Consider the following 24867-nt stretch of genomic DNA (forward strand, 5'->3'; position numbering starts at 1 on the left):
ACCAACCGAGGTGTCAGAGCCCCGCCAAAGTGCTTTTGGAATGATCCGAGAAGAACAGGGTCGTTATGTCGTCGATCGCCATCGGACCGCCGAACAGGTAGCCTTGGCCGATGGTGCAGCCGATATCGACCAGTACATCGCGTTGCTCGACTGTTTCGATGCCTTCGATCAAGACCTGAGAGCCCATGGTTTCGGCAATACCAAGGACCATCTTGAGAATATCGCGAATTTTCTTGTCCTTGACCGCCTTGGTGGCAAACGACCTGTCGATCTTGATTTCGTCCCAGTCAAAGTCCGTCAGGTAAGACAGGGCGGAATAACCGACGCCAAAGTCATCCAGCGAAATGCCGATACCCAATGATCGCAACTCAACGAGTGTCGTCTGAATGCGGCGCAGATCGCTCATCAGGGTTGTTTCGGTCACTTCCAGTTTCAGCCTGGAGGCTGGCAGACCGGTCCGACCGAGGCATTCGTCGAGCATTGCAACGACGTCGTCGCTCAGAATCTGCGCAACTGAAAGGTTGACCGACAGGCTCAGGTCCGATGGCAACAACTGTACTTCCGAACACGATGTTTCCAGGATCTTCCATCCCAGCGATACGATATCGCCATTGCGTTCAGCGATCGGGATGAATTCCGAGGGTGAAATCCAGCCCAGTTCGGAATGGTACCAGCGTGCCAAGGCTTCAACGCCGAAAATCCGCCCGGTCATGAGATTGAACTGTGGCTGGAAGTGCGGAAGGCATTCGTTCGCCTCTATGGCGCGGGCAAGTGCGTTTTCGACGATTGTCCGCCGTTCCATTTCCGCGCGCATGGCCGGTTGGTAGGTCACGACGCGGCGGCGGCTGTAGCTGACGGCGTTACCAACCGCGAGATCCGCATTCCGAATGATGTCGGTGGCATCTCGATCGACGGTGGTTGAATCCGCATAGCCGATAGCTGGTGAAATCAGGAAGGATCCGAGTGCCGTTGGGACCGGGCGCAGGAAGATGTCGTGGATCCGGTTTGCGACGACGGAAGCAGTCAGCCCAACCTCTTCATCACTTACAGTCATGAGGAGAAATCCCTTGCCTCCTGAGCGGGCAAGGCAATTTACACCTTCCATCCGGTCTACTGCGTGACGCAACAGGTCCGCAGTCGATGCCAGGATAGCTTCCTCCGTTACAAGACTGAACTTGTTGATAGCCGGCAGTCTGGACTCCAGATCGATGTTGAGAATGCTCAAGGTCTGATCAGGAGCGAGTGTATCGTGAGCAGAGCGCACGATCTCTGCAAAGACACGGGAATTTACCAGGCCTGTAACACTGTCGTGGTCCAGCCGGTGCTCCAGAAGCCTGGTTTGCTCGCGAGTTGCCTCTGCCTGTCCTTGCAGCACCTGGCTGCGCTTGTTGGAGAACCAGATCCATCCAAGGCTGACCAGAAGGAAAACAACAACGAGCACGTCTTGTACAATCTGGTGGAAATGAAAGCTCTTTCTCGCCGCCGACATTTGCTTGGCAGCTTCTTGGGTCACCATCTGATTGATTTGTTGAAGGGAACTTCCTATCCCCTGCAAGATGATCAGTGCATTGCTCACGGAGGTCTGGTCATTGAGCGTATCCAGGAACGGTTTCACCCGGTTGCTCGTACGAACGATGTGGACCAGTTTGTCCTGGATGTAGTCCGACGGCCCCACAATTTCGCTATAGGCGTCGCTGGGCCACGTTTCGAAGGCGTTTAGCAGTGCTTCGTAGGTTTTTCCGGCCTCTGCAGCATCTTCCGGGCTTTTCAAGGCACTGTACCGTGCAATCAGTTTTTCCAGGGCCGTAGTGTTAAAGCGCAGCGTGTCGTTGAGGACCGAACGTTCCAACTGATCCTTGTGAACGTAGTCGGCTTGCGCGCTATAGAGCGAGTAGGCGTTTACACCGAGCAAAAGCGTAAGGGAGGCGCAAAGCGCCGGAAATCCTATTCGCAACAGTTTATCAAAAATCATTGGCTCAACCGCCTTGATGACAGATTACACCGCCCCAATTGGAGCTTATCGATAGTCCTTTCCGGCCCAATGTCTCTGTCACAGACGAACCGGTGCCCCCCGGCTTGCCATTTCCGGTATCAGCGGCAGGCCATCTACCTGCTGCGCTGGACCAGCGGTGGATTACGCCCGATTGTTAGCGCCGCAAACTTTCACGAAACTTGCGAATAAAAAACGGTTGTAGACCCCGATCGCGGAAAGATCTTTCTGCCCTTCAATCCACGATGTGGGAATTTAGACCCGACAACGGTTAAGACCGTCTAAATGCCAAAAGACGCAACGTAAATTATGCTTGGTTTTGCGGTGGATAACGGGGATGGGCACAAGATTGCTGTCATGTTGCCATTGTTTACCCAAGGTTGTCTTGACGCGATCATTCCAACACGAAATCCTGCAGCTGGATCATGAAATCGTGTTGGGAGCGGGTGCAAATGCCGATCTTAAGGACACTCCGAGATGGGCTTACGCCAACCGGGCTCATTGTAGCGGCCAGTTTCTTCGGTGCCGCACTGACGCCGTCGATGATGCCGAGGGAACCAATTGTGCAAGCGACCCTCGCCGCCGTGGCAGCGACGTTTGGCTATGAGGTGACCCTTCTGGCAAGGAGTGTCTGGCGTTATCTGGAGTTGCCGGAGCCCAGGGGACGTTTGTGGACACTCTGGCTCCTTGCCGCTTGCGGTATCAGTCTTGCGATCATGGTCTACAGTCTGTCGAAAGCTGCCAGTTGGCAGAACGCGACCCGTGAAGCTGTTGGTTTGCCGCCGCTCGAGAGCGCAGCGCCGTTCTTCATCGTCACTGTTGGCGTGTTGATCGCACTTTGCTTGTGGCTGGTTTTCCGGGTTGCAGGTGCCTTGCGTAGAGCCGTCGCTGTTGTTCTGGACAAGATGCTTCCGGGGCGCGTCGGCGTGGTCCTGTCCATCGTTCTTGTTGGCTGGTTCCTGTGGGCACTTGTCGATGGAGCCCTTGTACGTAATGCGTTTCGTATGGCCGATACGTCTTTTCTGGCTGCAGACCTGCTTCTTGAACCTGATATCGAAAAACCTGCGGATCCGGAAAAAACCGGTAGTACCCGGTCGCTGGTCAAATGGGAGGAGATGGGGCGTTGGGGTCGTCACTATGTCGCGACGGCTCCGACTGCAGCAGAGATTTCCGAATTCTGGCCGGATAAAGCCGTTGATCCTATCAGGGTCTATGTTGGACGAAGGTCTGGTGACACCGCAGAAGAACGCGCCCAACTTGCTTTGCGGGAACTGATCCGTGTCGGGGGTTTCGACCGATCGGTACTTGTGGTCGTGGTACCACCCGGCACCGGTTGGATGGACCCGGGAGCTCACGACACAATCGATTTCATGCTTGGCGGTGATGTGGCGACAGTGGCTGTCCAATATTCCTATCTGACCAGTTTTCTGGCGCTGCTTGCCCATCCAGACTACGGGGTAGATCAGGCTCGAGCCCTTTTCAACGCGGTCTATGCCCACTGGACGCAGCTGCCCAAAGACAGTCGGCCGGAGCTTTATGTTCACGGGCTCAGCCAGGGGGCCTTCAACTCCCAGGCGACACTTCCCCTGTTTGACATGCTGGGTGACCCGATCCAGGGCGCCTTTTGGGCTGGGTCTCCTTTCTTCTCGCGATATTGGTCGGAGGTCCGGGACCGGCGCAAGGCAGACAGTCCGGCATGGCGTCCGAAATACGGAAACGGCTCGCTTGTCCGGGTGATGGATCAATATGGCGGACTGGAGGGGAACTATGCGCCCTGGGGGCCAATTCGCGCGGTGTTTCTGAATTATGGCAGCGACCCTATCGTGAACTTCACGTTCGATACGGGCTTCAGGCCGCCAGCCTGGATGGCCTCACCGCGTGCGCCGGATGTTTCAGAAAAACTGTCCTGGTTTCCCGTGGTGACAATGCTTCAGATTGCGCTGGATTCCATGTTTGCGCTGGATGTTCCCAGATACGGGCACTACTACATTGCGCCTGATTACATCGACGGATGGGCTGCAGTTGTCGATCCGGACGGCTGGTCACCAGAAAGAGCGGAAGCGCTGAAAAAGATATTCGAGCGCCGTGATCCTGCGATTTAACGCCTGGAACCAATTGGTTCGACTATCGATTTTCCAGGAGGCTGGCCAGGCCACGCTTGAAGGTTTCTCCGGCTGGTTCTGCTGCTTTCACGATGTCCGCGACCTTGAAGAATTCCATGGTCTTGAAACGGCCGACTGGCGGCTCAATCAACAAATCAGGTTGATTGCAGGCCAATTTGGCGGCGACCAACGAGTGAAGGGTGATCGAGAACGAGCCGATCCAGGTCTCCAGGCCGGTTGGAAGCCCGCTTTTTCGCTCTTCGAAATTGCTGCCAGTGACATCGACGGCGACTGTCGGAATGCCGTCGTCCTGAAAGACATCGAATGGTGTCGGGTTGACGAAGCCCCCGTCTATCAAAACCTGGCCGTCTATCCTGACAGGCGTCAAAAGCATGGGGAGAGCGGACGAGGCTGCAATTGCAGGCAGCAGGGGCCCCTCCTCCAGAACCACCTGCGACTGGGTGTAAAAATCCGTCGCAACGATCTTCATTGGCAGTTTCAAATCCGAGAACTGCTCGGCCAGGTCTTCAGGAAACACCGTTTCGAAAAGAACGATGGGATCGATAATCGCCGGACGGACGACATTGAAGAGCGACGACCAGGTTCGGCCATCCGTCAGAAACAACTTTTGAAGCAATTGCGTTTTCTGGGTGAAGAGATCAACTGCAAACTGTCGGATCTCTCGACCGCTCATACCGCTGGCGTAAAAAGCACCGAGGATCGACCCCATTGATGTCCCGGCAATTTCGACGGGTTTGACACCCAGGTCATCCATCACTTCCAGAATGGGAATGTGAGCGAATGCCTTTGCGGCTCCGCCACCAAGGGCCAGACGGAACCCCTGGGCAGAGCTGCGGCTGTGTGTTGTCATTTCTGCCTCTGGGGCGCTGCTGGCAGAGGCCAAGCCAGCCATGCTGCCAGATCCAGCAGCGGCCGCGGCGAGCATCAATTCTCGTCTGCGGATCATTCGTCAAAGGTCCGTATCGTGTGCATGCCGGCGATCCATCCTGGATGGAAACGAAATTATAGTTTCGTTTGTAGAGTTGTCGATGTTGCGATTCAACGTTGCGGAGATTTCTGCGCAAGTCTTCAATCAGAACGATCGCGATGGGAAGCAGGTGCTTTACACACAACATTCAGACAATCAGTCACCGGATATGAAAACGGCCCGGAACCACTGGCTCCGGGCCGTCCTGGATAGGTGATAACCACGATTATTGCGGCAATTTGTCGTCGATACCCTGCACGTACCAGTTCATGCCGAGAATGGCTCCATCGTCGAGGGCGACGCCATCTTCAGCGGCAACCGAGCCGTCCTGCTTGGTGATCGGGCCGGTGAACGGCTCCCAACCGCCGGCGATCTTGGCTTCGGTTTCCTTGGCCATTGCAACAACATCATCCGGGAGATTGGTGTAAGGTGCCATCACGACGTGACCTTCGGCAAGGCCTGCCCAGGTGCTCTTGGGCTCCCAGGTGCCATCCATGACTTCCTGGATGCGTTCGATGTAGTACGGACCCCAATCGTCGATGATTGCCGTGTACTGGGCTTCCGGTGCGAACTGGATCATGTCGGATGCCTGACCGAAGCCATGCGCGCCACGTTCCTGTGCGACCTGAAGCGGTGCGGTGGAATCGGTGTGCTGGGTAATGACATCGGCACCCTGATCGATCAGCGCCTTTGCAGCGTCGGCTTCCTTGCCCGGATCGAACCAGGAATTGACCCAGACGACCTTCAGCTTGAAATCCGGGTTGACGGACTGAGCACCGAGCAGAAATGCATTGATGCCGGACACAACTTCCGGGATCGGGAACGAGGCGATGTAACCTGCGACGCCGGATTCGGACTGTTTGGCGGCAATCTGACCGATTATGTAACGGCCCTGGTGGAACTTGGAGTTATAGGTCGCGACGTTGTCGGCAGTCTTGTAGCCGGTCGCGTGTTCGAACTTCACATCCGGAAACTTCTTGGCGACCTTGATCGTCGGGTTCATGTAGCCGAAGGACGTGGTGAAGATGACATTGCAGCCTTCACGGGCGAAACGCTCGATCGCGCGCTCTGCATCCGGACCTTCCGGCACACTTTCAAGATATGCGGTTTCCAGCTTGTCGCCGAAATGCTTTTCCGCATCGAGACGACCCTGGTCGTGCTGATAGGACCAACCGAAGTCACCAACTGGTCCAACGTAGATAAAGCAGGCTTTGACGTCTGCAGCGTTTGCGGCAGAGCCGGCAGCTGCGAAGGCAACGGCGGCAACGGTTGCTTTCAAAAGAGATTTCATCTGGTTCTTTCCCCTCTGTTTCGATCTCTCTGTTGCGATCTTGTTTAAGGCCAAGCCCCCGATCGCACCGGGGCCGGGCCGACCGGTGGCTGGGAGGCTTACCGATCTGGAACGAATGGCTTGCCGAGACAGGCTGGCGTGTTGACGAGCGTCAGTCTGCGGTTTGCCGAAATGAGCACAAGCACCAAAATAGTCGCAAGGTACGGCAAGCTGGACAGCAGTTGGGACGGAATGTCCAGCTCAACTGCCTGGGCGTGGAGGTTCAGGACGCTGACTGCACCAAACAGATAGGCGCCAATAACCACGCGCAGCGGCAGCCAGGACGAGAACACGACCAATGCCAGCGCAATCCAGCCTCGGCCTGCAGTCATGTTTTCAACCCACTGAGGCGTATAGGCAAGCGACATGTAGGCACCCGCCAGACCTGCACAGGCGCCGCCAAAAAGAACCGCTGCGAACCTGATGCGAATAACGGAATAACCAAGAGCGTGAGCCGACACATGGTTGTCACCAACAGACCGAAGCACGAGGCCAAGCCGGGTCCGGAACAGGAAATAGGCAACTGCGATGACCAATGCGAAACTCACATAAACGAGCGCGTCCTGCTGGAAGAAGACAGGCCCGAAAAACGGAATGTCGGACAGCACAGGAATGTAGAGATCCGGAAGTTTAAGGCCTGGAATGCCGATGAAGGCCTCCCCGATCAGGCCCGAGAAGCCGACGCCGAGGATGGTCAGGGCAAGACCGGTTGCCACCTGATTGGTTACCAGGACGAGCACCAGGAAGCCAAAAAGTGCCGACATGGCCATGCCGGCGGCAATTGCCGCAAAGACGCCGAGCGTCCCGGATCCGGTCTGATTGGCGACGGCGAACCCGACCACGGCCCCCATGATCATCATGCCTTCGACACCAAGGTTCAAAACACCGGAGCGTTCAACGACGAGTTCGCCGATCGCAGCAATCAACAGCGGTGTTGCCGCGGTGATTACGGTCAGGAGAACGGCTTCAAACATGGGAGACCTCCCCTGCCGAACCACGCCGGCCGACAAATCTGATGCGATAGAGGATGAGTGTGTCGCAGGCGAGCACGAAGAACAGCAGAAGGCCCTGAATGACACTGGCAATCTTGTTGGAAACACCCATCGCCGATTGCACCGCTTCGCCGCCGATATAGGACAATGCCAACACGAAACCCGCGACGATGATACCGAAGGGATTCAGCCTTCCCAGAAAGGCGACGATGATGGCTGTAAATCCATATCCGGGAGAGATGGTCGGAAGGAGCTGGTTGAGTGCGCCGGACACTTCCATCGTGCCGGCAAGGCCTGCAAGACCACCGGCAATTGCGAAGGAAAACAGCGTCAGTTTCTTGGCAGAAAAACCGGCAAAGCTGCCTGCGCGAGGACTTTCGCCCATTACCCTGATCTCGAAACCCTTAATGGTCTTGCCGAGGACCACCGCAAGCACGACTGCGACGATCAACGTGATCGGGGCGGCATAGCTGAGCGACGTGCCGGGGACGGTGGACAAGGTGGCAGCGTCGGAGAAGAGCGCCGATTCCGGGAAGTTGTAACCGCCGGGATCCCGCCACGGTCCGCGAACCAGGTAGTCCAGCAGGAGACTGGCGACATAGACCAGCATGAGGCTGGTCAAGATTTCGTTGGTATTGAACCTGGTTTTCAACAGCGCCGGGATCAGGGCCCAGAGTGCCCCACCGATAGCGCCGAAAGCCATCATCAAGGGAAGCGTGGCAGCACTTTCGAAGTCCGGCATTAGAATGGGCAGAGCAGAGCCGAACAGCGCACCGACGACAAACTGGCCTTCAGCACCGATGTTCCAGTTGTTCGACAGATAGCACACCGACAAGCCGCAGGCGATCAGGATGAGCGGTGTTGCCTTGGCAATTGTCGCGTTGAGAGACCATTCTTGTGTCAGAGGTTCAATGAAGAACTTATATAATCCGAACAATGGGTTATGTCCGGATATTGAGAAAATGAGTCCGGCTGCGATTGCGGTTAGACCAACAGCGATCAACGGCGACAGCAGTGCCATCTTTCGGCTGTGCTCTTTTCTTTTCACGAGTTCGACGCGCATCAGGCAACCTCCCCTTGCGCTTCCGCGCCGCCTGCCATGAGCAGGCCGACCCGCTCGCGGTTCATGTCTGAAGTCGGCTCGGCCGCAGACAGATAGCCTCTGGAAATAACCGCAATCCGGTCGGCGATTTCGAAGATTTCATCCAGGTCCTGGCTGATCACCAGCACCGCCGATCCGGAGCGGGCAAGGTCGATGAGCGCCTGCCGGATAAGAGCGGCGGCACCGGCATCGACACCCCAGGTTGGCTGGTTCACGATCAGCACACCAGGTTTGCGGTCCAGCTCGCGGCCGACTACAAATTTCTGAAGATTGCCCCCTGAAAGGGAACGCGCTTCCGGATCGTCATGGGACATGCGCACGTCGAAGGACTTCTTGATGCGCTGTTCCATCTTGCCTGCATTGGCATTGGAGACGAAGAAACCACTGACCAGCTTGTCGCCGGTTCTGTGGCGCGTCAGAACGATGTTCTGCGATAGTTTCATGCCCGGTACGGCGCCGTGGCCGAGACGTTCTTCTGGTACGAAAGCCGCGTTCTGCCTGCGTCGCCAGGTAATGTTCCTGTTGCCGCAGGGCTTGCCGTCCAGAACGACCATGTCGGCTGCCACTGGCATTTCGCCGGAGATCGCGTCGAAGAGCTCACCCTGGCCGTTGCCTGCAACGCCGGCGATCGCGACCACCTCTCCGGCCCTGAGATCCAGCGACACCTTGTTCAGCGCTGTTGCGAATGGCGTTGCGGCTTTTGCGGACAGGTTCTTCAGGGCAAGCCGGGTTTCGCCGATTTGCGGCTTTTGAGAGCTGGCGCTTACGGAGGCAACGTCGGCTCCCACCATCATGCTGGCCAGAGATGCCGGTGTTTCCTTGGTCGGGTCACATTCGCGCACCACCTGGCCATGCCGAAGGATCGTCGCGTGGTGACAGATGCGTTTGACCTCTTCCAGCCGATGGCTGATGTACAGAACGGCGCAGCCTTCCTTGGCCAGGCGCTCCAGCGTCAGGAAGAGAAGATCCGCTTCCTGGGGCGTAAGCACCGATGTCGGTTCGTCCATGATGATCAGCTGCGGTTCCTGAAGCAGGCATCGGACAATCTCGATACGCTGTCGGATGCCGACCGGCAAGTCTGCAACAATGTCGTCCGGATTCAGGGGCAAGCCATAATCGCGCGACACGGATTGGATCCGATTGGCGAGTTCAGACATCCGCCCCGGATTTGGCAATGCCAGCGCGATATTTTCTGCAACCGTCAAGGCTTCGAACAGCGAAAAATGCTGGAACACCATACCGATGCCGAGTTCGCGGGCAACTGCCGGATTGCCGATGTCGACCCGTTGGCCCTGCCAGAGAATTTCACCGCCATCCGGCTCCAGTGAGCCGTAGAACATTTTTACGAGGGTCGATTTGCCTGCGCCATTTTCGCCAAGGAGTGCATGTATTTCACCCTTGTTTATGACGAGATCGACCCTGTCGTTCGCCAGAATGTCGCCAAATCTTTTGGTCAGGCCCCGGGCATCGAGCAAAGTATCCTTTCCGGATCTGCTTTGCCGCGCCGTGCCGCCGTCCCCTGTCATCGTTTCTGTTTCTGCCACGCCGTCCCCCAAGCGAATGCCGCTTTATTGACCAAGTGTTAGTTTTTGTGCAAGCCCCCCGCCTGCAGCGGCCTGTTGATGATTTCCAGCTTCGTCCCGAACCAGCAGATCGACAGCTATTCCTGCAGCGATTGCAGCCGGTTGTTTTGATTTGACTGAAGTCACCCCGACAGGACAGACCATGTTTGCCGTCAAAGTGTCATTCAGCCCCCGGGCCTTCAGTCGTTTCAGGAAGCGCGCCCGCTTGGTTTTGGAGCCGATTACACCGCAATAGGCAAAGCGTTGTTGAAGCAAGGCACGTACCATGATGTCTTCATCCAGGGCGTGCGAGTGGGTCATCGCCAGGACAAAGGCACCATCAGGGGCTTGTTCAAGGCAGACAGCTGGATCAGGGTTTGAAACTTTCCGGACATTTCCCGGAACCGCAGCCGGAAACTGGTCCGCCCTGCTGTCGATCCATGTCACGCTGAAAGGCAGAGGTGCGAGCGCCAGGACAACGGCTTTTCCTACATGCCCTGCACCAAAAAGATAAAGTTCGCGCCGCTTGCTGCCAAATTGCTCGATCAGCAATTGCTTGCCCGTTTTTTGGTCAAGTTGAAGGAAGAAGCGGTTCGTTGAAACGTCCGGCAGCAGATCGCGAGTCTGCACCACACCATTCACAACGCTGGCCTCGGTGGAAAACCGCGTTCCGTCGTTTTCCCGAAGCGAGAGTGTCTGAGCCATTTCAAGCGATGACGTTGTCAGCACCTCGATGGCGATTTGGGTACGTCCACCGCAGCACTGACCGAGGTCCGGGCCAAGCGAGACATTGTGGAGCTCGAAGCTGGCCACGCCATCCCGGATAGCTTTGTGGGCACGGCGGATGGCTTCGAACTCAAGCGTGCCGCCACCAATCGTGCCATAAAATCCACCACCAGCCGTTACCACCATACGAGCACCGTCTTCGCGTGGTGTCGAGCCATCGGCACGAGCAACGGTTACGAGTGCACAAGCGCCGTTTCGCTTCAAACAGTCGGCAATGTGCCCCCAGACCTTCATCAGGAGATCTTCCTCCGGCGCATATCCTGGACGGCTTTCATGATTGCCTCAGGTGTTGCCGGTGCGTCCAGATTGGGAACAACTCCCGGGCTGAGGCTCGCGACGGCATCATTGATCGCGCAAAACACTGCATTGGCCAACATGACAGGCGGTTCGCCAACGGCTTTGGACCGGTAAACGGTTGCCTGAGGGTTGCCGCTGCCTTCATAGAGACGGACGTTGAATTCCTCGGGAATGTCGGATGCTGTCGGGATCTTGTAGGTCGAGGGAGCGTGTGTACGAAGGCGCCCCTTTTCGTCCCAGACCAGTTCTTCGGTGGTAAGCCAACCCATCCCCTGAACAAAGCCACCTTCGATCTGCCCCAGGTCAATCGCAGGGTTCAGCGAATGGCCGACATCGTGAAGAATATCCACCCGGTCGACGGTCATCTCGCCGGTCATCGTATCGATTGTCACCTCGGCGCATGCGCCGCCAAAGGCAAAATAATAGAAGGGGCGCCCGGTCGCGCTTTCCCTCTCCCACGTTATCCCTGGCGTTGCGTAATAGCCTGCGTGTGAAAGCTGAATACGTGCCATGTGCGCCAGCTTGGCGACTTCCGAAAGGGCAAAGCTCTGGTCACCGACAACCACCTTGTTATCGCCGAAGAAGATTGCTTCCGGTCCGCATTGATGCAGTTCGCACAGGAAGGTTATCAGGCGGTTCTTGATTTCCTTCGCCGCCAGCTTGGCGGCCATGGCGTTGAGGTCTGTTCCGGAAGATGCAGCCGTTGGGCCCGTATTGGGAACCTTTGAGGTGTTGGTGGCGGTGATGCGTACCTTGTTCAGGCTGACACCGAATTCTTCCGCAACAACCTGCGCCACTTTCTGATACAGCCCCTGACCCATCTCGGTGCCACCATGGTTCAGATGAATCGAACCATCGGTATAAAGATGAACGAGCGCACCGGCCTGGTTGAGATGTTTCAGCGTGAAGGAAATGCCGAACTTAACCGGTGTCAGGGCCAGTCCCTTTTTCAGAACAGCGTTGTTTTCGTTGAAGAAGCGCACATCATCACGTCGTGCCCAATAGTCTGAACTCTCTTCCAATTGGGCGATCAGGTCATGCATGACCTGAAACTCTTCCACCGGCATGCCGAAAGGCGTCAGGTTCCGTTCTCCGTCATAGAAATTCAGCTTGCGAATTTCGAGCGGGTCCTTGTCGAGACTGATCGCGATCGCATCGATCATGCGTTCGGCAGCGAGCATGCCTTGCGGTCCACCGAACCCGCGGAATGCGGTGTTGGAGCAGGTGTCCGTGCGCAAGCGCCGGGAGCGGATGAGTGCATCCGGGTAGAAGTAGCTCGAATCGGCATGAAAAAGAGTCCGGTCGTTCACGCCAAGAGACAGGTCGACCGAGTAGCCACAACGGGCCAGGAATTCCATGTCGACAGCACGGATGCGACCTTCGCTATCGTGGCCGACCTGCCAGTTGACCTTAAAGTCGTGTCGCTTGCCGGTCATGATCATGTCGTCGTCGCGGTCGAGGCGGATCTTGCAGGTTCGGCCCGTGTGACTGGCTGCGATGGACGCCAGGGCAGCCCATTGGTTCGCCTGCGATTCCTTGCCGCCGAAACCGCCTCCCATGCGGCGAACCTCAGCCGTGACAGCGGCATCGGGCACACCGAGCACCTTGGCAACCGTGTGCTGAATTTCGGTCGGGTGCTGGGTCGAGGAATACACCAGCATGCCGCCGTCTTCCTGTGGCTGGGCCATGGCGACCTGGCCTTCCAGGTAAAAATGCTCCTGTCCGCCGATTTTCATGCTGCCAGTGAGGATTTCCTCGGCTGCGTTCATGCCGGTTTCAGGCGAACCACGCCGGAACTGATAATCCGGAAGCACTGTGGTGTCGGCGTCGACAGCGTCTTCAGCCGTCAGGATGGGGGTGATCGGTGCAATATCGATCTTTGCCTTCAACGCCGCTTTGCGCGCCAGGTCTCTTGTTTCGCCGACGACGGCAAAGGCGACCTGCCCGTAAAACAGGATTTCATCCTCGGCGAAAACGGGATCATCGCCAAAGGCGGATGAACAGTCATTCTTTCCCGGGACATCCTTTGTGGTCAGGACGGCAACCACACCTGGTGAAGCCTGGACCTCTTCAAGATCCATTGCCAGGATCCTGCCCCTGACAGCCTGCCTAGACCAGCCGGGCACAACGTGAAGCGTGCCAACGGGTTCGACCATGTCGTCGATATAGGTCGCCGTACCGGAAACGTGTTTAGCCGCGCTGTCATGCGGCAACGCCTTGCGGACATGCTTCAGGGGTGTTGTCAGGTCGTTGGGGTCAAGCTGCGCGGTCATGGCCTGCCTCCCGCTTGGCAAGCACACGGAGTTCTTCCGGTGCGGTGCCGCTGACCTCCATGAGGGCCTTTGCGAGCAACGCCCGCGCCGTTTCCATTCGGTACTCGGCACTTGCGCGCATATCTGTCAGTGGCGTGTAATCGGACAGCAATGCCTGCATGGCAGCGCCCCAGGTGGACGGATCGTCCAGCGAAGCTCCTTTCAAGGCAGCTTCCGCACCGGTTGCCCGTTTCGGTGTTCCTGCCATGCCGCCGAAGGCGATCCGGGCATCCGTAACCATGCCTTCTCCATCCACCGTCAGGCGGAATGCTCCCATGACGGATGAGATGTCCTGATCGAAACGCTTGGTGATCTTGTAGCAACGGAAAGCCTGATTGGCAGAAAGCCGGGGCACGAAGAGACCGGTGACGAACTCTCCCGGTCTGCGATCCTGCTTGCCGTAGTCGATGAAGAATTCTTCCAGCGGCAACGCCCTTGAGCCTTCTGCGGAATGCAGTTCCAGAGTTGTCCCCAGAGCGATCAATGCGGGTGGTGTGTCGCCGATCGGCGAGCCATTGGCGATGTTGCCACCGACTGTTCCCGAGGCGCGAACCTGCTTCGAGCCGATCCGGCGCCAGAGTTCACCCAGGTTTGATGAAATGCCGGTCATGGCTTCTTCGGTCGCGGCATAAGTAGCCGTTGCGCCGATCAATACCCCGGACGGACTGTCTTCGACACGGTCGAGGCCCTCTATTCGGCCAAGCCAAATCATCTTGGGCAAGTCGCGCAGATGCTTCGTGATCCACAGACCGACATCTGTCGCCCCGGCAACGAGGGTCGCATTGGGGTGCTGGCCGTAAAGAGCTGCCAAACCGTCAAGCGTTGCCGGCGAGGAAAAGAAGCAGTCGCTATCTCCGATGTAGACATCGCTGCTGTCGGACAATTGTCGCAACTGTTCCCGCGTTTCATGAGCACGCCAAGAAAAAGCATCGTCTGCAGCGTCAAAACAAGAGTCCAACGCCGCGTCGATAATCGGCCTATAGCCGGTGCAGCGACAAAGGTTTCCAGCCAGCCATTCGGTTACGGTCTTGCGTGACTTTTCCGCCCCTGCGTCATGATAGAGCGTGAAAAGCGTCATGATGAAGCCGGGTGTACAGAACCCGCATTGTGAGCCATGCATCTCGACCATCGCGGCCTGAACCGGGTGGAGCCTCGTATCGTCGGAGAGATCTTCGACAGTCACCAGTTCAGCGCCATCAATCATGCCGAGCAACTGGATGCAGCTGTTCACGGGCTGATAGACCAACTTGCCGTCGATCAATCGGCCAAGCGCGACGGTGCAGGCCCCGCAGTCACCCTCGCCGCAGCCTTCCTTCGTTCCGGTTTCTCGGCGGCGGAGGCGCAAGTAATCGAGAACGGTTTCCGTTGGACCGACATTCGCAAGTTCAACGATTTCACCACCCTTGAGGAAACGGATCGTGTCACGCATAGGCCTGATTCCCCATGTTAGCCAAAAACGGATCGGAGACATCTGATGCGTAACAGTTTGAACACTCCGCATGCATTGGGAGCATTGCATCACGAGCCGTAAAATGGTGGTCATGGAGTACCCGGTGCGAAGCATGCGGACGAGGTGCCTTACCCATGCTCCACAGCCTGCTCAGCAGGCCGCTTTCGGGCCCTACCAGGGCTGTATTCAGATCGTGCGTAGGCAAACGCCCCATCAGTTTTCTCCCTCGCACGGCGCATTGCCGCAAAACTGTCACAAAAAATGTGCCTTAAAAAAACATGGAACCAAAGCGCTCATTTGAGACCGCAATGTTGCCTATTTGGCATCAAGAGCTGAAAGTTGGTCCCTCAAAGCGAACACGGCATGGTCGAAAAACATGCCCGGCGCAAGCGCAAGAGCACGCAGAGACGACGTTACCACACAGAGTCGGTCGGCCTGAAGCGGCGTATCGGACAAAGGTTTGAAGATCAGGAAACCGTTGGCAAGGTCGTCTTCGCAACCGATCATCGTCTGAAAGCCAATTACCTGTTCCTCCCTGGCAAGGGCTCGCATCAGCCTGAGCGAATTGGCTTCCACATAAGTGCGCGAAGCGCCGGGTATCCGGCTTCGAACGATGTCCAGGCGGGTGCGCAGTGACAGTCCTTCTGCGGGCAGCGCCACCGGATATTTCAGGCAGTCTTGCAGTCCAAGTGTTTTCGCTCCGGCCAACGGATGATCCGGACGCATGAGTGCTCCGATCACGAGATCATGGTGAAAGGCGGTTGTGAGCGCCGAGGTCTCCGGCGGGTCGAAGGTGAAGCCGACATCCGCTTCAGCCGCCTCTACCTTTCGGGCGGCTTCTCTGGATGAGGAAATCGAGACATTCACGTGAATGCCGGGATAGCTCTTGCGAAACGTGCTGATGACCGCCGGGAGGAGCTTTTCGGCAACGCTTTCGACGCTTGCAATCGAAACCGTACCGCGTCGCAGTCCCTTCAAGGCGTCGAGTTCGGCAACCGTGCCTTCGAAATCGGAATAGGTGCGCCGGATATGTGCCAGCAGCAACTCTCCGGCTTGCGACAGACGCAGGCGCCGGCCGACACGGTCAAACAACTGCAGTCCGAGAGCCTCTTCCAGCCAGAGAACCTGCCGGTTGATGGCAGATGACGCCACGTTGAGCTCCCGGGACGCGGCGCGGATCGAGCCGGCCTCGGCGACGGCCAGAAAATAGCGCATCGCCGGGCTGTAAAGATTTCGAGAAAGATCCTGTGCTCGTCCGGACCGCATGAAATTCCTGCTCTTAGGGGATCAGGACCGTGGTGCCGGTGGTCTTGCGGCCTTCAAGGTCCTGATGCGCCTGGACGGCATCGGCAAGCCTGTATTCCTGGTTGACGCCGATCTTGACGATGCCTTTCTGGACGACATCGAACAATTCGCCCGCGGTCGCTTCCAGTGCTTCGCGGCTGGCGATGTAGCTGAACAGCGTCGGCCGGGTTGCGAACAGAGAGCCTTTCTGGGCGAGGAGCGCCAGGTTGAAGTCGGCGATCGGCCCAGAGGACTGACCGAAAGTGACCCAAAGACCCCTCGGTTTCAGGCAGTCGAGCGATCCGGGATAAGTGTCCTTGCCGACACTGTCATAAACAACATCGCAGCCCTTGCCGCCGGTAATATCCTTTACCCTGTCGACAAAGTTTTCAGTCCGGTAGTTGATCACGTGCTGGTAGCCGTGTGCCTTTGCAAGTTCGACCTTTGCTTCCGAACCGGCAGTGCCGATGACAGTGGCGCCGAGATGTGCTGCCCATTGACCGGCAATCAGGCCGACGCCTCCGGCAGCAGCGTGAAACAGCAGCGTCGTGTCCGGGCCAACGGAATATGTCTGGCGCAGAAGATACTGTGCCGTCATGCCCTTCAGCATCATGCCGGCAGCGGTCTTGTCATCAATCCCGTCTGGCAGGACGACAAGACGATCAGCGGGCACGATTCTTTCCTGCGCGTAGGCGCCGAGCGGGCCAACATAGGCAACACGGTCGCCGGGGCTGAGATGTGTCACACCCTCACCGACCGTCTGTACGACCCCAGCCCCCTCGTTGCCGGGGCTGAACGGCACGCCGGCAGGCGCGGGATAGAGGCCGGAGCGGAAATAGGTATCGATGAAATTGAGGCCGACTGCTGTGTGGCGGATGCGCGCCTCACCTGGGCCGGGCTCACCGACTTCGATATGTTCCCAGCGCATGACATCCGGTCCACCGGTTTCGTGTACGCAGATTGCTTGAACCATGACTTTATCCCCGGGGTGATGGGCCGAGACCGATTTGGTCTTGCGGCAATTGAAGTTGGCAAGACCATAAATGATTTCAACGCCATCGGAAAAGGTCATTCCGAAGCATAAATGGCATCAGGCGTTCGTGACGCTTCCTTCCGGTCAGCGCTTCAAGAGAAAGCGCGGCACAACACCGGCGCCTTGGTTCGCGCCAGTGCCAAAACTGTATTTTGAATGTAGGGAAAGGTCAGTCGACCCTGTCGAGCAATTGCTGAACAGCAGAGACCAGCAGCAGATAGAAGCTGGCTGCCGTGAATGCCCAAGCGAGCGGGCCGTTCAATGCCATACCGTCCAGAATTGCGTAGGCGGCCAATCCCATCCAGAGCAGTGTCACCGGCAAGGTAATCATGCGCCAGCGACGCACGCGGACAGGATGGACAAAGCGGACCGGAGCGAACGTCAATGCGCAGCACAAGAGCACGAACATGATCGTGAAGCTTTGCGATGGCGACAGAACCATAAGGCCGAAAACGACCATGTTCCATCCAGCGGGAAAACCCTTGAAGGATCCGTCGGGTGTCTTCATGCCGTTGTCGGCAAAATAAAGAGCGCCGGTAAAGACCACGAGCCCGCCACAAATCCAGTTCCAAGGACTTGTCAGCATCAAGCTCCAGGAAAGCGCGAAAGCGGGAAGAAACACGTAAGTGGCATAGTCGATCACGAAATCCAGCGAGGCACCGGACCAGCGAGGCAGACGCTCTGCAATCTTGTAACGGCGCGCCAGCGGGCCATCGATGCCATCGATGAAAAACGCCAGTCCAAGCCAGGCGAACATCTCCGCCCAGTTTTCACGCGCACCTGCCAAGAGGGCAATAAGAGCGATCGGAGCACCGGAAGCCGTCAGGATATGGATCAGGAACAGAGCGGGCTCAGTCCTCTCTTTACCTGGTGTAATATCCGCCACGGGGTTCCCTCACTTTATGATCTGAACGCAGTAAACTGGTGCATTTGCGTTCTGAGATGTGTGCGGTTCACGATTGACCCGCTGGCCCATGGATCACACACTGACGCTGATACGGTCCTTTATTGCAATCGTATGACAGTGTGAACCTAAAAAACAGTCCCCGCACCAATAGCAGTGAATTTAGGTTGCCGCATTTCCCAAAAGGATGAGGGAAACGAGGAGACCTGCCCAGACCAGCAGAACAGCCCCGATGGCAGGTGGCAGAATGCGGCTCGGGAACGTTTTTTCAATGGCCATCAACGCGCCGAGCAGCGCGATCCAGACGATGTTCATCAGGCCGACCGCGAACATGACAGTCATTACCGCCCAGCAGCAGCCAAGGCACACCCAGCCCTGCACCAGCCCTTCCCGCAAGCCAGACATCGCACCCGGCCCAGCATCGTCACTGGCAAACACCCAGCGCGGATACCAGCAGCGCCGGAGACAGGCCTTCTTGGAGGGGGTGAACTGATATAAACCAGCGGCGAAGAGGACCGACGTCGTCAGAGCCATGCTTGCAGGAGCTATCATATTCGTCATGGCACCCGCCCTGGACAAAGCCCATTGCGCCGCGGTTGCTGCGACCGCGTAGCCAAGCCAGACCGCCAGATAGCCGAACATTGCGGTGACAACGAGAAGTACCGGCGTTGCCGTACTGCCGGACTGTGCCGAAAGCTCGGTGTAATAGGCCCGAAGCATCGGCACGGCCGTAGGCAACATCATGGCAAGGGCCATCATTGCCCACATCAGGAAGATCTTCACAAGATCAACTGTCGTCATGTCCGCACCAGGCATGCCGAATGTTGCGCTGGTCGGCAGGCAAAGAACCGCAAGTGCGGCCCGCGCTTCCGCAGGCAAACCTGCGTACTGGTTGAAACTGTTGAGAATCACCATGCCGGGTCCGGCTTCGCTCATATCCATGACCGGCACCATGTCGGCTACCATTGCAATCAGGTATGCCCAGCCGGCGGCGGCCAATATCGAGACCAGCACAAGCACTAGCGGCCAGCCACGCATGTTTTGTTCCGGCTTGGTGGAACCGGCCTGATTGGAAGATGTGCGCGTCAAACTCGTCATTTCGGCCTTTAGGTGGCGTGTGTGTCCGGGGTCTTGAGACGTCTTAGCGGATTAGTCGAGGCAGGCATTTGATCTTACTCATGGTCGACCTTGAATGCCCTGCGTGTATTCGTCCCGTTGATTTTGAGCCCGCAAACAGCAATTTAGATCTCAAGATCAAATCAGATGGAATTTTACCATGTCCAGCAGCCACGCGCCGGAACAGTTTGACATTGCAATCGTCGGCGGAGGGCCATCCGGGCGAATTGCAGCTCTTGCTCTGGCCCAGCAGGGATTGTCGTGTGTCCTGATTGCCCCCTCAATGGAAATCAAGGATGGCCGGACAACCGCGCTGTGGCAGCGTTCCATCGATCTGTTGCGCGATATTGGCGTCTGGTCGGACATAGAAGACAACGCCGCATCCTTGAAGAAGATGCGCATGATCGACAGCACGGGGCGGCTTTTTCGTGCACCTGAAGTGGTCTTCGACAGTTCTGAGCTTGGCCTTGAAGAGTTTGGTTTCAATATCTTGAACAGTGAACTTAACGCAGTACTTGAAAAATTTTGTGCTGCGCAATCCGGACTGGAGGAGATTTCGGACACTGTCGAGAGTGCCGAATTCGGAGACGATCACGCTACCCTCGTCACCAGTGGGGGTAGGACGATTTCAGCCAAATTGGCCGTAGCTGCAGATGGCCGCCGATCGACACTGCGTGAAGCAGCCGGGATTGAAGTCAAAAGCTGGTCCTATCCGCAGGTGGCTGTTGTTCTGAACCTTGAGCACCGGCTTCCACACCAGCAGGTCTCGACCGAATTCCACACTTCGACTGGTCCGTTCACACTGGTACCGCTCCCCGGCAGACAGTCATCACTTGTTTGCGTGGAAACTGCGGACGGTGCTGCAGATCTGTTGGCGATGACGGACGAGGACCTGGAAGCGGACCTCGAACGGCGGGCACATTCGATTCTGGGTCGGTTCAAACTGTCTACGAAACCACAAAGTTTTCCGCTTTCAGGACTGACTGCCACTTCCCTAGTTGGGCCGCGTCTGGCGCTTGTGGGCGAGACCGCGCATGTCTTTCCGCCCATCGGCGCGCAGGGTCTGAACCTGTCTTTGCGTGATATCCGGGACCTCATCTCCGTCGTGGCATCGGCCAAGCGCGCGCACGCCGACTTTGGTGGCAAGACCGTTTTGAGTGCTTACGAGAAGAAACGGTTCAGCGATATCCGGACACGGACAAACGCGGTGGACATGCTGAACAGATCGCTGCTGACAGGCTTTCTGCCGGTTCAGGCTGCGCGAAGCGCGGGCATGTATCTGGCCGGCAAGGTTGGTCCGCTGCGGCGCCTGCTCATGCGGGAGGGCATTGCACCGGGAACCGCCTTTCAATTGCATCGATAGACGGTTTTCGGGTGCTGCATTCAAACCTGTGACCGTGCTGCTGATCGCTTGGCGCCGTGATACGTCAGCGCCATGCCGATCATCTGACGGAGCGCATCCTCTGGTAACGGCTGGCCTTGAGTGAAGTGAACGCTTCTATCGCCGCCGAAGACGAGGTCCGGGAACATTGTGCGCCAGTCAGACACCAGTGAAGATTGACAATTTACAAAGAGAGCAACGTCCCCTGCCCCGGAATTGTCTCGGTCTATCCGGATTGTCGTTCCGGTTTTCGGGCGCTTCGTCAGATAGCTGGCCTGACCCCATTTCATGGTTTCTTCCAGTTCTCCGATATCGTCGCGCTGCGTCGCCGTCTCGGTGATCAATGACCTGATGGTCAGCAGTCTTTCGCGGATATCCGCCGGATATCTTTCGAATATCGCAAGGACTTCCGGATTGTCTTTCACCACAAGTCCTCTTGTTGCGACCAGGATGGCTAGCTTGATCTTCTAGCCACCGGTTGGAAGGAAACCGCTCGTCAGCGCCCAGATGAAACCGGTAACGGTGACGATCGACAAGGCCGTGCCTATCAGTACGAAGCTCGACGCCCGCTGAACATACGTCCCATATTGCTGCGCGATAACAAAGACGTTTGTCGCCGGCGGCAGGCAGGACATCAGAACCGCGGTCGCGATCCAGTTGGGATCGAAGCCGCCAAGCCAGGTCAGGAGCAGAAAAATCAGGATCGGGTGCAACAGCAACTTCACACCCAGCACCAGCGGCAGTTCCAGCGGTATCCGACCGATCGGACGAAGCGCAATGCTGACGCCCATGGCAAAAAGGGCGCAAGGTGCTGCTGCATTGCTGAGATAGCGCAGAAGCGTATCTATCGCTTGAGGTGGCTTGACCTCCAGCGCGGCGGCGAAGACACCGGCAATCGTTGCCACGATGAAGGGATGGGTGAAGATCCTGACCACAATCTTCTTCAAGGTCCCAAGGATCGATTCTTCTTCGGTACCGGCCAATGCCATCATCAGCGGTGCCAGAATGAACATCAGCGCATTGTCAAAGGCCAGGATGAGTGCGGTCGGTACGGTTGCCTGCTCTCCCAGAACAGCCAGCGTCAACCCCGGCCCCATGTAACCGATGTTGGAATAGGCCCCGGCAATGCCCAGGATCGTGGATTCGCCGATGTTGCCGCGTGTTGCGACCACACCTATGCAGAAGGAGATCGCGAACACAATGTAGGTCGTGAAGGTCGTGGCGGTAATGTAGGACGCGTTTGCGAGCTCTTCGATCGGCGTCTCAGACAACAGACGGAAGAAGAGCGCCGGAAGGGCCAGGTAGATCACGAAGAAGTTCATCCAGCTCAGGCCTGCCTCGGGCAGGTTCTTGATCTTGCCGGCACCGAAGCCGAGAAGGATCAGTCCGAAAAACGGAAGAGCCAGTGAAATGACGTTCTGCATTCAAATACCAAAGATGAAGACGACGCGCTGTATCGCGGTTGGTTGGGTTTGAAGGCGCTTGCATCTTGCGCCTGGCTTGGATATGGACGCGTGACTTGGAGGTCACCTCGGTGATCCGCATTCCAATCAGGTCTGAGGGCGCATCGCAAGGCCCCAATCAGTCGGACAAGGTCGGAAGTGCCCTCTTTTCAGGACGGGCGGACAACATGAAAGCATTCGGTCGTAATGTCCCGCAAAAAAAAGCAGCGTAAACACCCGAAGCTCACAGCTGTGCAAAACCGGGTGGAAGGCTTTGCGCTGACGGTAGCCATCTGGCTGTTCCGCCTGATCCCCGTGGACGTTGCCTCCTATGTCATGGGCGCCTTCTGGCGTCGGCTCGCACCGTTCAATCCCAGACACAAGCGTGCTCTGCGCCACTTGAAGAAGGCCTTTCCGGGCATGCGGCGCGCGGAACGAGAACTGATTGTGCGTGGAATGTGGGAGAACCTCGGCCGCGTGGCAGCCGAAACTTTCCACATCGACCGGCTTCTGAAACAGGACTACCGGTTTGAAGCAGTTGCGGATGAAATCACCGAACAGGTTCTGAACGGCGAGCGTGCCTGTTTGTTCGTTTCATTCCACAGCGCAAACTGGGAATTGTGTGTTCAGCCCGCCGTCCGGCGCGGTATCGAGATAACGGGCGTCTATCAGGCTCTGCGCAATCCGGAGGCCGACAAGGCCCTGCAGGCACTGAGGAAAGACCTCTACAAAGGCGGTCTTTTGTCGAAAAGCCACCAGACCGCTCGCAAGATTCTGGCGACCCTTAAAAGCGGCGGTATCGTCGCGATGATGGGAGATCTCAGGGAAACGCGCGGTGTGCAGGTGCCCTTTTTCGACCAGATGGCTTACGCCACTCCGGTCCCGGCTTCGCTCGCCCGGTCCTGCAACGTGCCGATTGTTCTCGGCCGGGTCGTGCGCAAGAAAGGTGTGCATTTCCGGATTGAGGCCCAGGCCGTCGAAGTGCCTGTAACGGATGACAGGCAGGCGGATATCGAGGTCGCAACCGCCAGGATCCACGCAATTTTCGAAAGCTGGATCCGCGAGCACCCCGAACAATGGATGTGGATCCACAAGAAGTGGGCGCCTCCAGGTAAAACGTCTGCCCAGAAACAGGCCCGGCGCGCAGCAGCGGCTCGCCTGGAAGGCGATTAAGCCTGTTCTCCTTTCGGGGTATGGTTGCAGCGCAGCATTGACGTTATAGCTATTCCTCAAACTGGTGGAGGACAGCTGTTTCATGAAAACCCCAAGCGCATTCTACAAGCCGCTCGCAATCGGCGCGCCGGACCCGTATCGCGAGCTTCCCGTCTCGCTGGAGCGCATGATCCATTTCGTCCCTCCGCATATTGAAAAGATGCGGTCCAAGGTGCCGGATCTCATCAAGAACGTCGATGTCGTACTCGGCAACCTTGAAGATGCAATTCCCGCCGATGCCAAGACCGATGCCCGCAGGGGCTTCATTCAGATGGCGCAGGACAATGAATTCGGAACCACTGGCCTGTGGACCAGGGTAAATTGCCTCAACAGCCCCTGGTTTCTTGATGACCTTCTTGAAATCGTTCCTGCGGTCGGAGAAAAACTCGACGTGGTGATGCTTCCCAAGGTGGAAGGCGCCTGGGACATCCATTATCTCGACCAACTGCTTGCGCAGCTTGAAGCCAGGGCCGGTCTTTCCAAGCCGATCATGATCCACGCCATTCTGGAAACGGCCGAAGGCGTCAAGAACGTCGAAGAGATTGCAGCGGCCAGTCCACGGATGCACGGCATGAGCCTGGGACCGGCAGACCTTGCGGCTTCCCGCGGAATGAAAACAACACGTGTGGGCGGCGGCCATCCCGACTATGCGGTTCTTTCAGATGCTGACGGCGCAGGTGGCAGAACCGCATATCAGCAGGATCTCTGGCATTACACGGTCGGAAAGATGGTCGATGCCTGCCTGTCTTACGGCCTGAAGCCCTTCTACGGCCCCTTTGGTGATTTTTCCGATGCGGCAGCCTGCGAAAGCCAGTTCCGCAATGCATTCCTGATGGGCTGCCTTGGCGCGTGGTCCCTGCATCCGACGCAAATCCAGATCGCGAAGAAGGTTTTCTCTCCGGATCCGGGCGAAGTCGCCTTTGCCCGCAAGATCCTTGAGGCTATGCCGGATGGAACCGGTGCCGTGATGATCGACGGCAAGATGCAGGATGACGCAACCTGGAAGCAGGCAAAGGTGATCGTTGACCTTGCAAAACTGGTTGCATCCAAGGACGCGGAACTCGCGGAGGTCTACGGCCTTTAGACTTTCGCAAGGCTCGTCGTCTAAGGTTTAATGTTACAATGCTTGCACGCCGGCTGCCGACACGGTATCCCGGCAGTGCATGCAGTATGCGGACGAGTAACCATGCGAACGGCAAAATTCAGAATTGGCCAGGTCGTCCGGCACCGGATCTACCCCTTCCGTGGCGTTATTTTCGATGTCGATCCGACCTTCAGCAATACGGAAGAATGGTGGAACGCCATCCCGGAGGACGTGCGTCCTTTGCGCGACCAGCCGTTCTATCATCTCCTCGCCGAGAACGAGGAGACTGAATATGTGGCCTATGTCAGCGAACAGAACCTGGAAGCGGATATGACCGGTGAACCGGTGCGCCATCCGCAGGTTGAAGAGATTTTCGAAGAACAGACGGACGGCTCATATCTGCCGCGCAGCGTAGAGATCCACTAATCGTCCCAATTCCCGGCGATTTTCAGTCTTGATCTTCAAATACAAAAAAAAGGCCGGAACTTTCACAGTTCCGG

At 57.2% G+C, this 24867-nt stretch carries 20 protein-coding genes; 5 read left to right on the top strand and 15 right to left on the bottom strand.

From position 1 onward, the window contains the following. Nucleotides 1-13: 13 nt before the first annotated feature. Nucleotides 14-1972, bottom strand: a complete 1959-nt coding sequence (locus B0E33_RS26405) for a putative bifunctional diguanylate cyclase/phosphodiesterase (protein WP_077292852.1) — start codon at nucleotides 1970-1972, stop codon at nucleotides 14-16. A 581-nt stretch (nucleotides 1973-2553) separates the two neighbouring features. On the opposite strand from B0E33_RS26405, the gene B0E33_RS26410 reads away from it, so the two are divergent. Then, on the top strand, nucleotides 2554-4092 hold the full coding sequence (locus B0E33_RS26410; RefSeq protein ID WP_208997715.1) for an alpha/beta hydrolase: 1539 nt from the start codon (nucleotides 2554-2556) through the stop codon (nucleotides 4090-4092). Between the two features lie 22 nt (nucleotides 4093-4114). Here B0E33_RS26410 and B0E33_RS26415 read toward each other — a convergent pair whose 3' ends face one another. From B0E33_RS26415 to B0E33_RS26470, 12 genes are all read right to left on the bottom strand, one after another. Further along, nucleotides 4115-4963 (bottom strand): patatin-like phospholipase family protein, encoded by an 849-nt coding sequence (locus B0E33_RS26415; protein ID WP_228148038.1) that lies wholly within the window; start codon nucleotides 4961-4963, stop codon nucleotides 4115-4117. Nucleotides 4964-5306: 343 nt separating this feature from the next. Further along, nucleotides 5307-6371 carry a BMP family ABC transporter substrate-binding protein gene (locus B0E33_RS26420; protein ID WP_022998629.1) on the bottom strand — a complete coding sequence of 355 codons (1065 nt, stop codon included), beginning with the start codon at nucleotides 6369-6371 and terminating at the stop codon, nucleotides 5307-5309. A gap of 98 nt (nucleotides 6372-6469) precedes the next feature. Continuing rightward, on the bottom strand, nucleotides 6470-7384 hold the full coding sequence (locus B0E33_RS26425) for an ABC transporter permease (protein WP_077292855.1): 915 nt from the start codon (nucleotides 7382-7384) through the stop codon (nucleotides 6470-6472). Next, a complete protein-coding gene (locus tag B0E33_RS26430) occupies nucleotides 7377-8465 on the bottom strand; it encodes an ABC transporter permease (protein ID WP_022998631.1) in 1089 nt (362 codons plus the stop codon). The genes B0E33_RS26425 and B0E33_RS26430 overlap by 8 nt, the downstream gene beginning before the upstream one ends. Then, entirely contained in the window at nucleotides 8465-10030 is a 1566-nt protein-coding gene (locus B0E33_RS26435; RefSeq protein ID WP_077292856.1) for an ABC transporter ATP-binding protein, read from the bottom strand. Before B0E33_RS26435 ends, B0E33_RS26430 begins: the two co-directional genes overlap by 1 nt. Nucleotides 10031-10072: 42 nt before the next feature. Continuing rightward, nucleotides 10073-11086, bottom strand: coding sequence for a xanthine dehydrogenase accessory protein XdhC (gene xdhC, locus B0E33_RS26440; RefSeq protein ID WP_077292857.1), 1014 nt, complete (start codon nucleotides 11084-11086; stop codon nucleotides 10073-10075). Continuing rightward, complete coding sequence (gene xdhB, locus B0E33_RS26445; RefSeq protein ID WP_077292858.1) at nucleotides 11086-13422, bottom strand: xanthine dehydrogenase molybdopterin binding subunit; 2337 nt, start codon at nucleotides 13420-13422, stop codon at nucleotides 11086-11088. The genes xdhC and xdhB overlap by 1 nt, the downstream gene beginning before the upstream one ends. Then, nucleotides 13406-14890: a xanthine dehydrogenase small subunit gene (gene xdhA / locus B0E33_RS26450; RefSeq protein ID WP_077292859.1), complete on the bottom strand. Its 1485-nt coding sequence runs from the start codon at nucleotides 14888-14890 to the stop codon at nucleotides 13406-13408. The genes xdhB and xdhA overlap by 17 nt, the downstream gene beginning before the upstream one ends. A gap of 336 nt (nucleotides 14891-15226) precedes the next feature. Further along, nucleotides 15227-16177 carry a LysR family transcriptional regulator gene (locus B0E33_RS26455; RefSeq protein WP_022998636.1) on the bottom strand — a complete coding sequence of 317 codons (951 nt, stop codon included), beginning with the start codon at nucleotides 16175-16177 and terminating at the stop codon, nucleotides 15227-15229. Nucleotides 16178-16190: 13 nt separating this feature from the next. Next, nucleotides 16191-17168, bottom strand: a complete 978-nt coding sequence (locus B0E33_RS26460) for a quinone oxidoreductase family protein (RefSeq protein ID WP_031268497.1) — start codon at nucleotides 17166-17168, stop codon at nucleotides 16191-16193. Nucleotides 17169-17397: 229 nt separating this feature from the next. Then, nucleotides 17398-18114 carry a CDP-alcohol phosphatidyltransferase family protein gene (locus B0E33_RS26465; RefSeq protein WP_055654288.1) on the bottom strand — a complete coding sequence of 239 codons (717 nt, stop codon included), beginning with the start codon at nucleotides 18112-18114 and terminating at the stop codon, nucleotides 17398-17400. Nucleotides 18115-18294: 180 nt separating this feature from the next. Next, nucleotides 18295-19230 (bottom strand): DUF2182 domain-containing protein, encoded by a 936-nt coding sequence (locus B0E33_RS26470; RefSeq protein ID WP_077292860.1) that lies wholly within the window; start codon nucleotides 19228-19230, stop codon nucleotides 18295-18297. Between the two features lie 178 nt (nucleotides 19231-19408). Between B0E33_RS26470 and B0E33_RS26475 the strand changes: the two genes are divergently transcribed. Beyond that, nucleotides 19409-20611, top strand: coding sequence for a UbiH/UbiF family hydroxylase (locus tag B0E33_RS26475; RefSeq protein WP_077292861.1), 1203 nt, complete (start codon nucleotides 19409-19411; stop codon nucleotides 20609-20611). Between the two features lie 20 nt (nucleotides 20612-20631). Here the strand turns inward: B0E33_RS26475 and B0E33_RS26480 are convergent, their stop codons facing one another. Both B0E33_RS26480 and B0E33_RS26485 read right to left on the bottom strand, forming a co-directional pair. Continuing rightward, entirely contained in the window at nucleotides 20632-21054 is a 423-nt protein-coding gene (locus B0E33_RS26480) for a DUF1801 domain-containing protein (RefSeq protein WP_077293703.1), read from the bottom strand. A gap of 42 nt (nucleotides 21055-21096) precedes the next feature. Continuing rightward, complete coding sequence (locus B0E33_RS26485; protein ID WP_077292862.1) at nucleotides 21097-22053, bottom strand: AEC family transporter; 957 nt, start codon at nucleotides 22051-22053, stop codon at nucleotides 21097-21099. A 225-nt stretch (nucleotides 22054-22278) separates the two neighbouring features. On the opposite strand from B0E33_RS26485, the gene B0E33_RS26490 reads away from it, so the two are divergent. From B0E33_RS26490 to hspQ, 3 genes are all read left to right on the top strand, one after another. After that, nucleotides 22279-23244, top strand: a complete 966-nt coding sequence (locus B0E33_RS26490) for a lysophospholipid acyltransferase family protein (RefSeq protein ID WP_077292863.1) — start codon at nucleotides 22279-22281, stop codon at nucleotides 23242-23244. Between the two features lie 82 nt (nucleotides 23245-23326). Continuing rightward, complete coding sequence (locus B0E33_RS26495; protein WP_077292864.1) at nucleotides 23327-24367, top strand: HpcH/HpaI aldolase/citrate lyase family protein; 1041 nt, start codon at nucleotides 23327-23329, stop codon at nucleotides 24365-24367. A 102-nt stretch (nucleotides 24368-24469) separates the two neighbouring features. After that, nucleotides 24470-24793: a heat shock protein HspQ gene (hspQ, locus tag B0E33_RS26500; protein ID WP_022998644.1), complete on the top strand. Its 324-nt coding sequence runs from the start codon at nucleotides 24470-24472 to the stop codon at nucleotides 24791-24793. Nucleotides 24794-24867: the final 74 nt, after the last annotated feature.

Source organism: Roseibium algicola, from assembly GCF_001999245.1.
Taxonomy (GTDB): domain Bacteria; phylum Pseudomonadota; class Alphaproteobacteria; order Rhizobiales; family Stappiaceae; genus Roseibium; species Roseibium algicola.

Bases quoted from the DNA above. Each gene is read 5' to 3' on its own strand.
- B0E33_RS26405 (WP_077292852.1), bottom strand. From the start codon at position 1,972: ATGATTTTTGATAAACTGTTGCGAATAGGATTTCCGGCGCTTTGCGCC.
- B0E33_RS26415 (WP_228148038.1), bottom strand. From the start codon at position 4,963: ATGACAACACACAGCCGCAGCTCTGCCCAGGGGTTCCGTCTGGCCCTT.
- B0E33_RS26420 (WP_022998629.1), bottom strand. From the start codon at position 6,371: ATGAAATCTCTTTTGAAAGCAACCGTTGCCGCCGTTGCCTTCGCAGCT.
- B0E33_RS26425 (WP_077292855.1), bottom strand. From the start codon at position 7,384: ATGTTTGAAGCCGTTCTCCTGACCGTAATCACCGCGGCAACACCGCTG.
- B0E33_RS26430 (WP_022998631.1), bottom strand. From the start codon at position 8,465: ATGCGCGTCGAACTCGTGAAAAGAAAAGAGCACAGCCGAAAGATGGCA.
- B0E33_RS26435 (WP_077292856.1), bottom strand. From the start codon at position 10,030: ATGACAGGGGACGGCGGCACGGCGCGGCAAAGCAGATCCGGAAAGGAT.
- xdhC (WP_077292857.1), bottom strand. From the start codon at position 11,086: ATGAAGGTCTGGGGGCACATTGCCGACTGTTTGAAGCGAAACGGCGCT.
- xdhB (WP_077292858.1), bottom strand. From the start codon at position 13,422: ATGACCGCGCAGCTTGACCCCAACGACCTGACAACACCCCTGAAGCAT.
- xdhA (WP_077292859.1), bottom strand. From the start codon at position 14,890: ATGCGTGACACGATCCGTTTCCTCAAGGGTGGTGAAATCGTTGAACTT.
- B0E33_RS26455 (WP_022998636.1), bottom strand. From the start codon at position 16,177: ATGCGGTCCGGACGAGCACAGGATCTTTCTCGAAATCTTTACAGCCCG.
- B0E33_RS26460 (WP_031268497.1), bottom strand. From the start codon at position 17,168: ATGGTTCAAGCAATCTGCGTACACGAAACCGGTGGACCGGATGTCATG.
- B0E33_RS26470 (WP_077292860.1), bottom strand. From the start codon at position 19,230: ATGACGAGTTTGACGCGCACATCTTCCAATCAGGCCGGTTCCACCAAG.
- B0E33_RS26475 (WP_077292861.1), top strand. From the start codon at position 19,409: ATGTCCAGCAGCCACGCGCCGGAACAGTTTGACATTGCAATCGTCGGC.
- B0E33_RS26485 (WP_077292862.1), bottom strand. From the start codon at position 22,053: ATGCAGAACGTCATTTCACTGGCTCTTCCGTTTTTCGGACTGATCCTT.
- B0E33_RS26490 (WP_077292863.1), top strand. From the start codon at position 22,279: ATGTCCCGCAAAAAAAAGCAGCGTAAACACCCGAAGCTCACAGCTGTG.
- B0E33_RS26495 (WP_077292864.1), top strand. From the start codon at position 23,327: ATGAAAACCCCAAGCGCATTCTACAAGCCGCTCGCAATCGGCGCGCCG.
- hspQ (WP_022998644.1), top strand. From the start codon at position 24,470: ATGCGAACGGCAAAATTCAGAATTGGCCAGGTCGTCCGGCACCGGATC.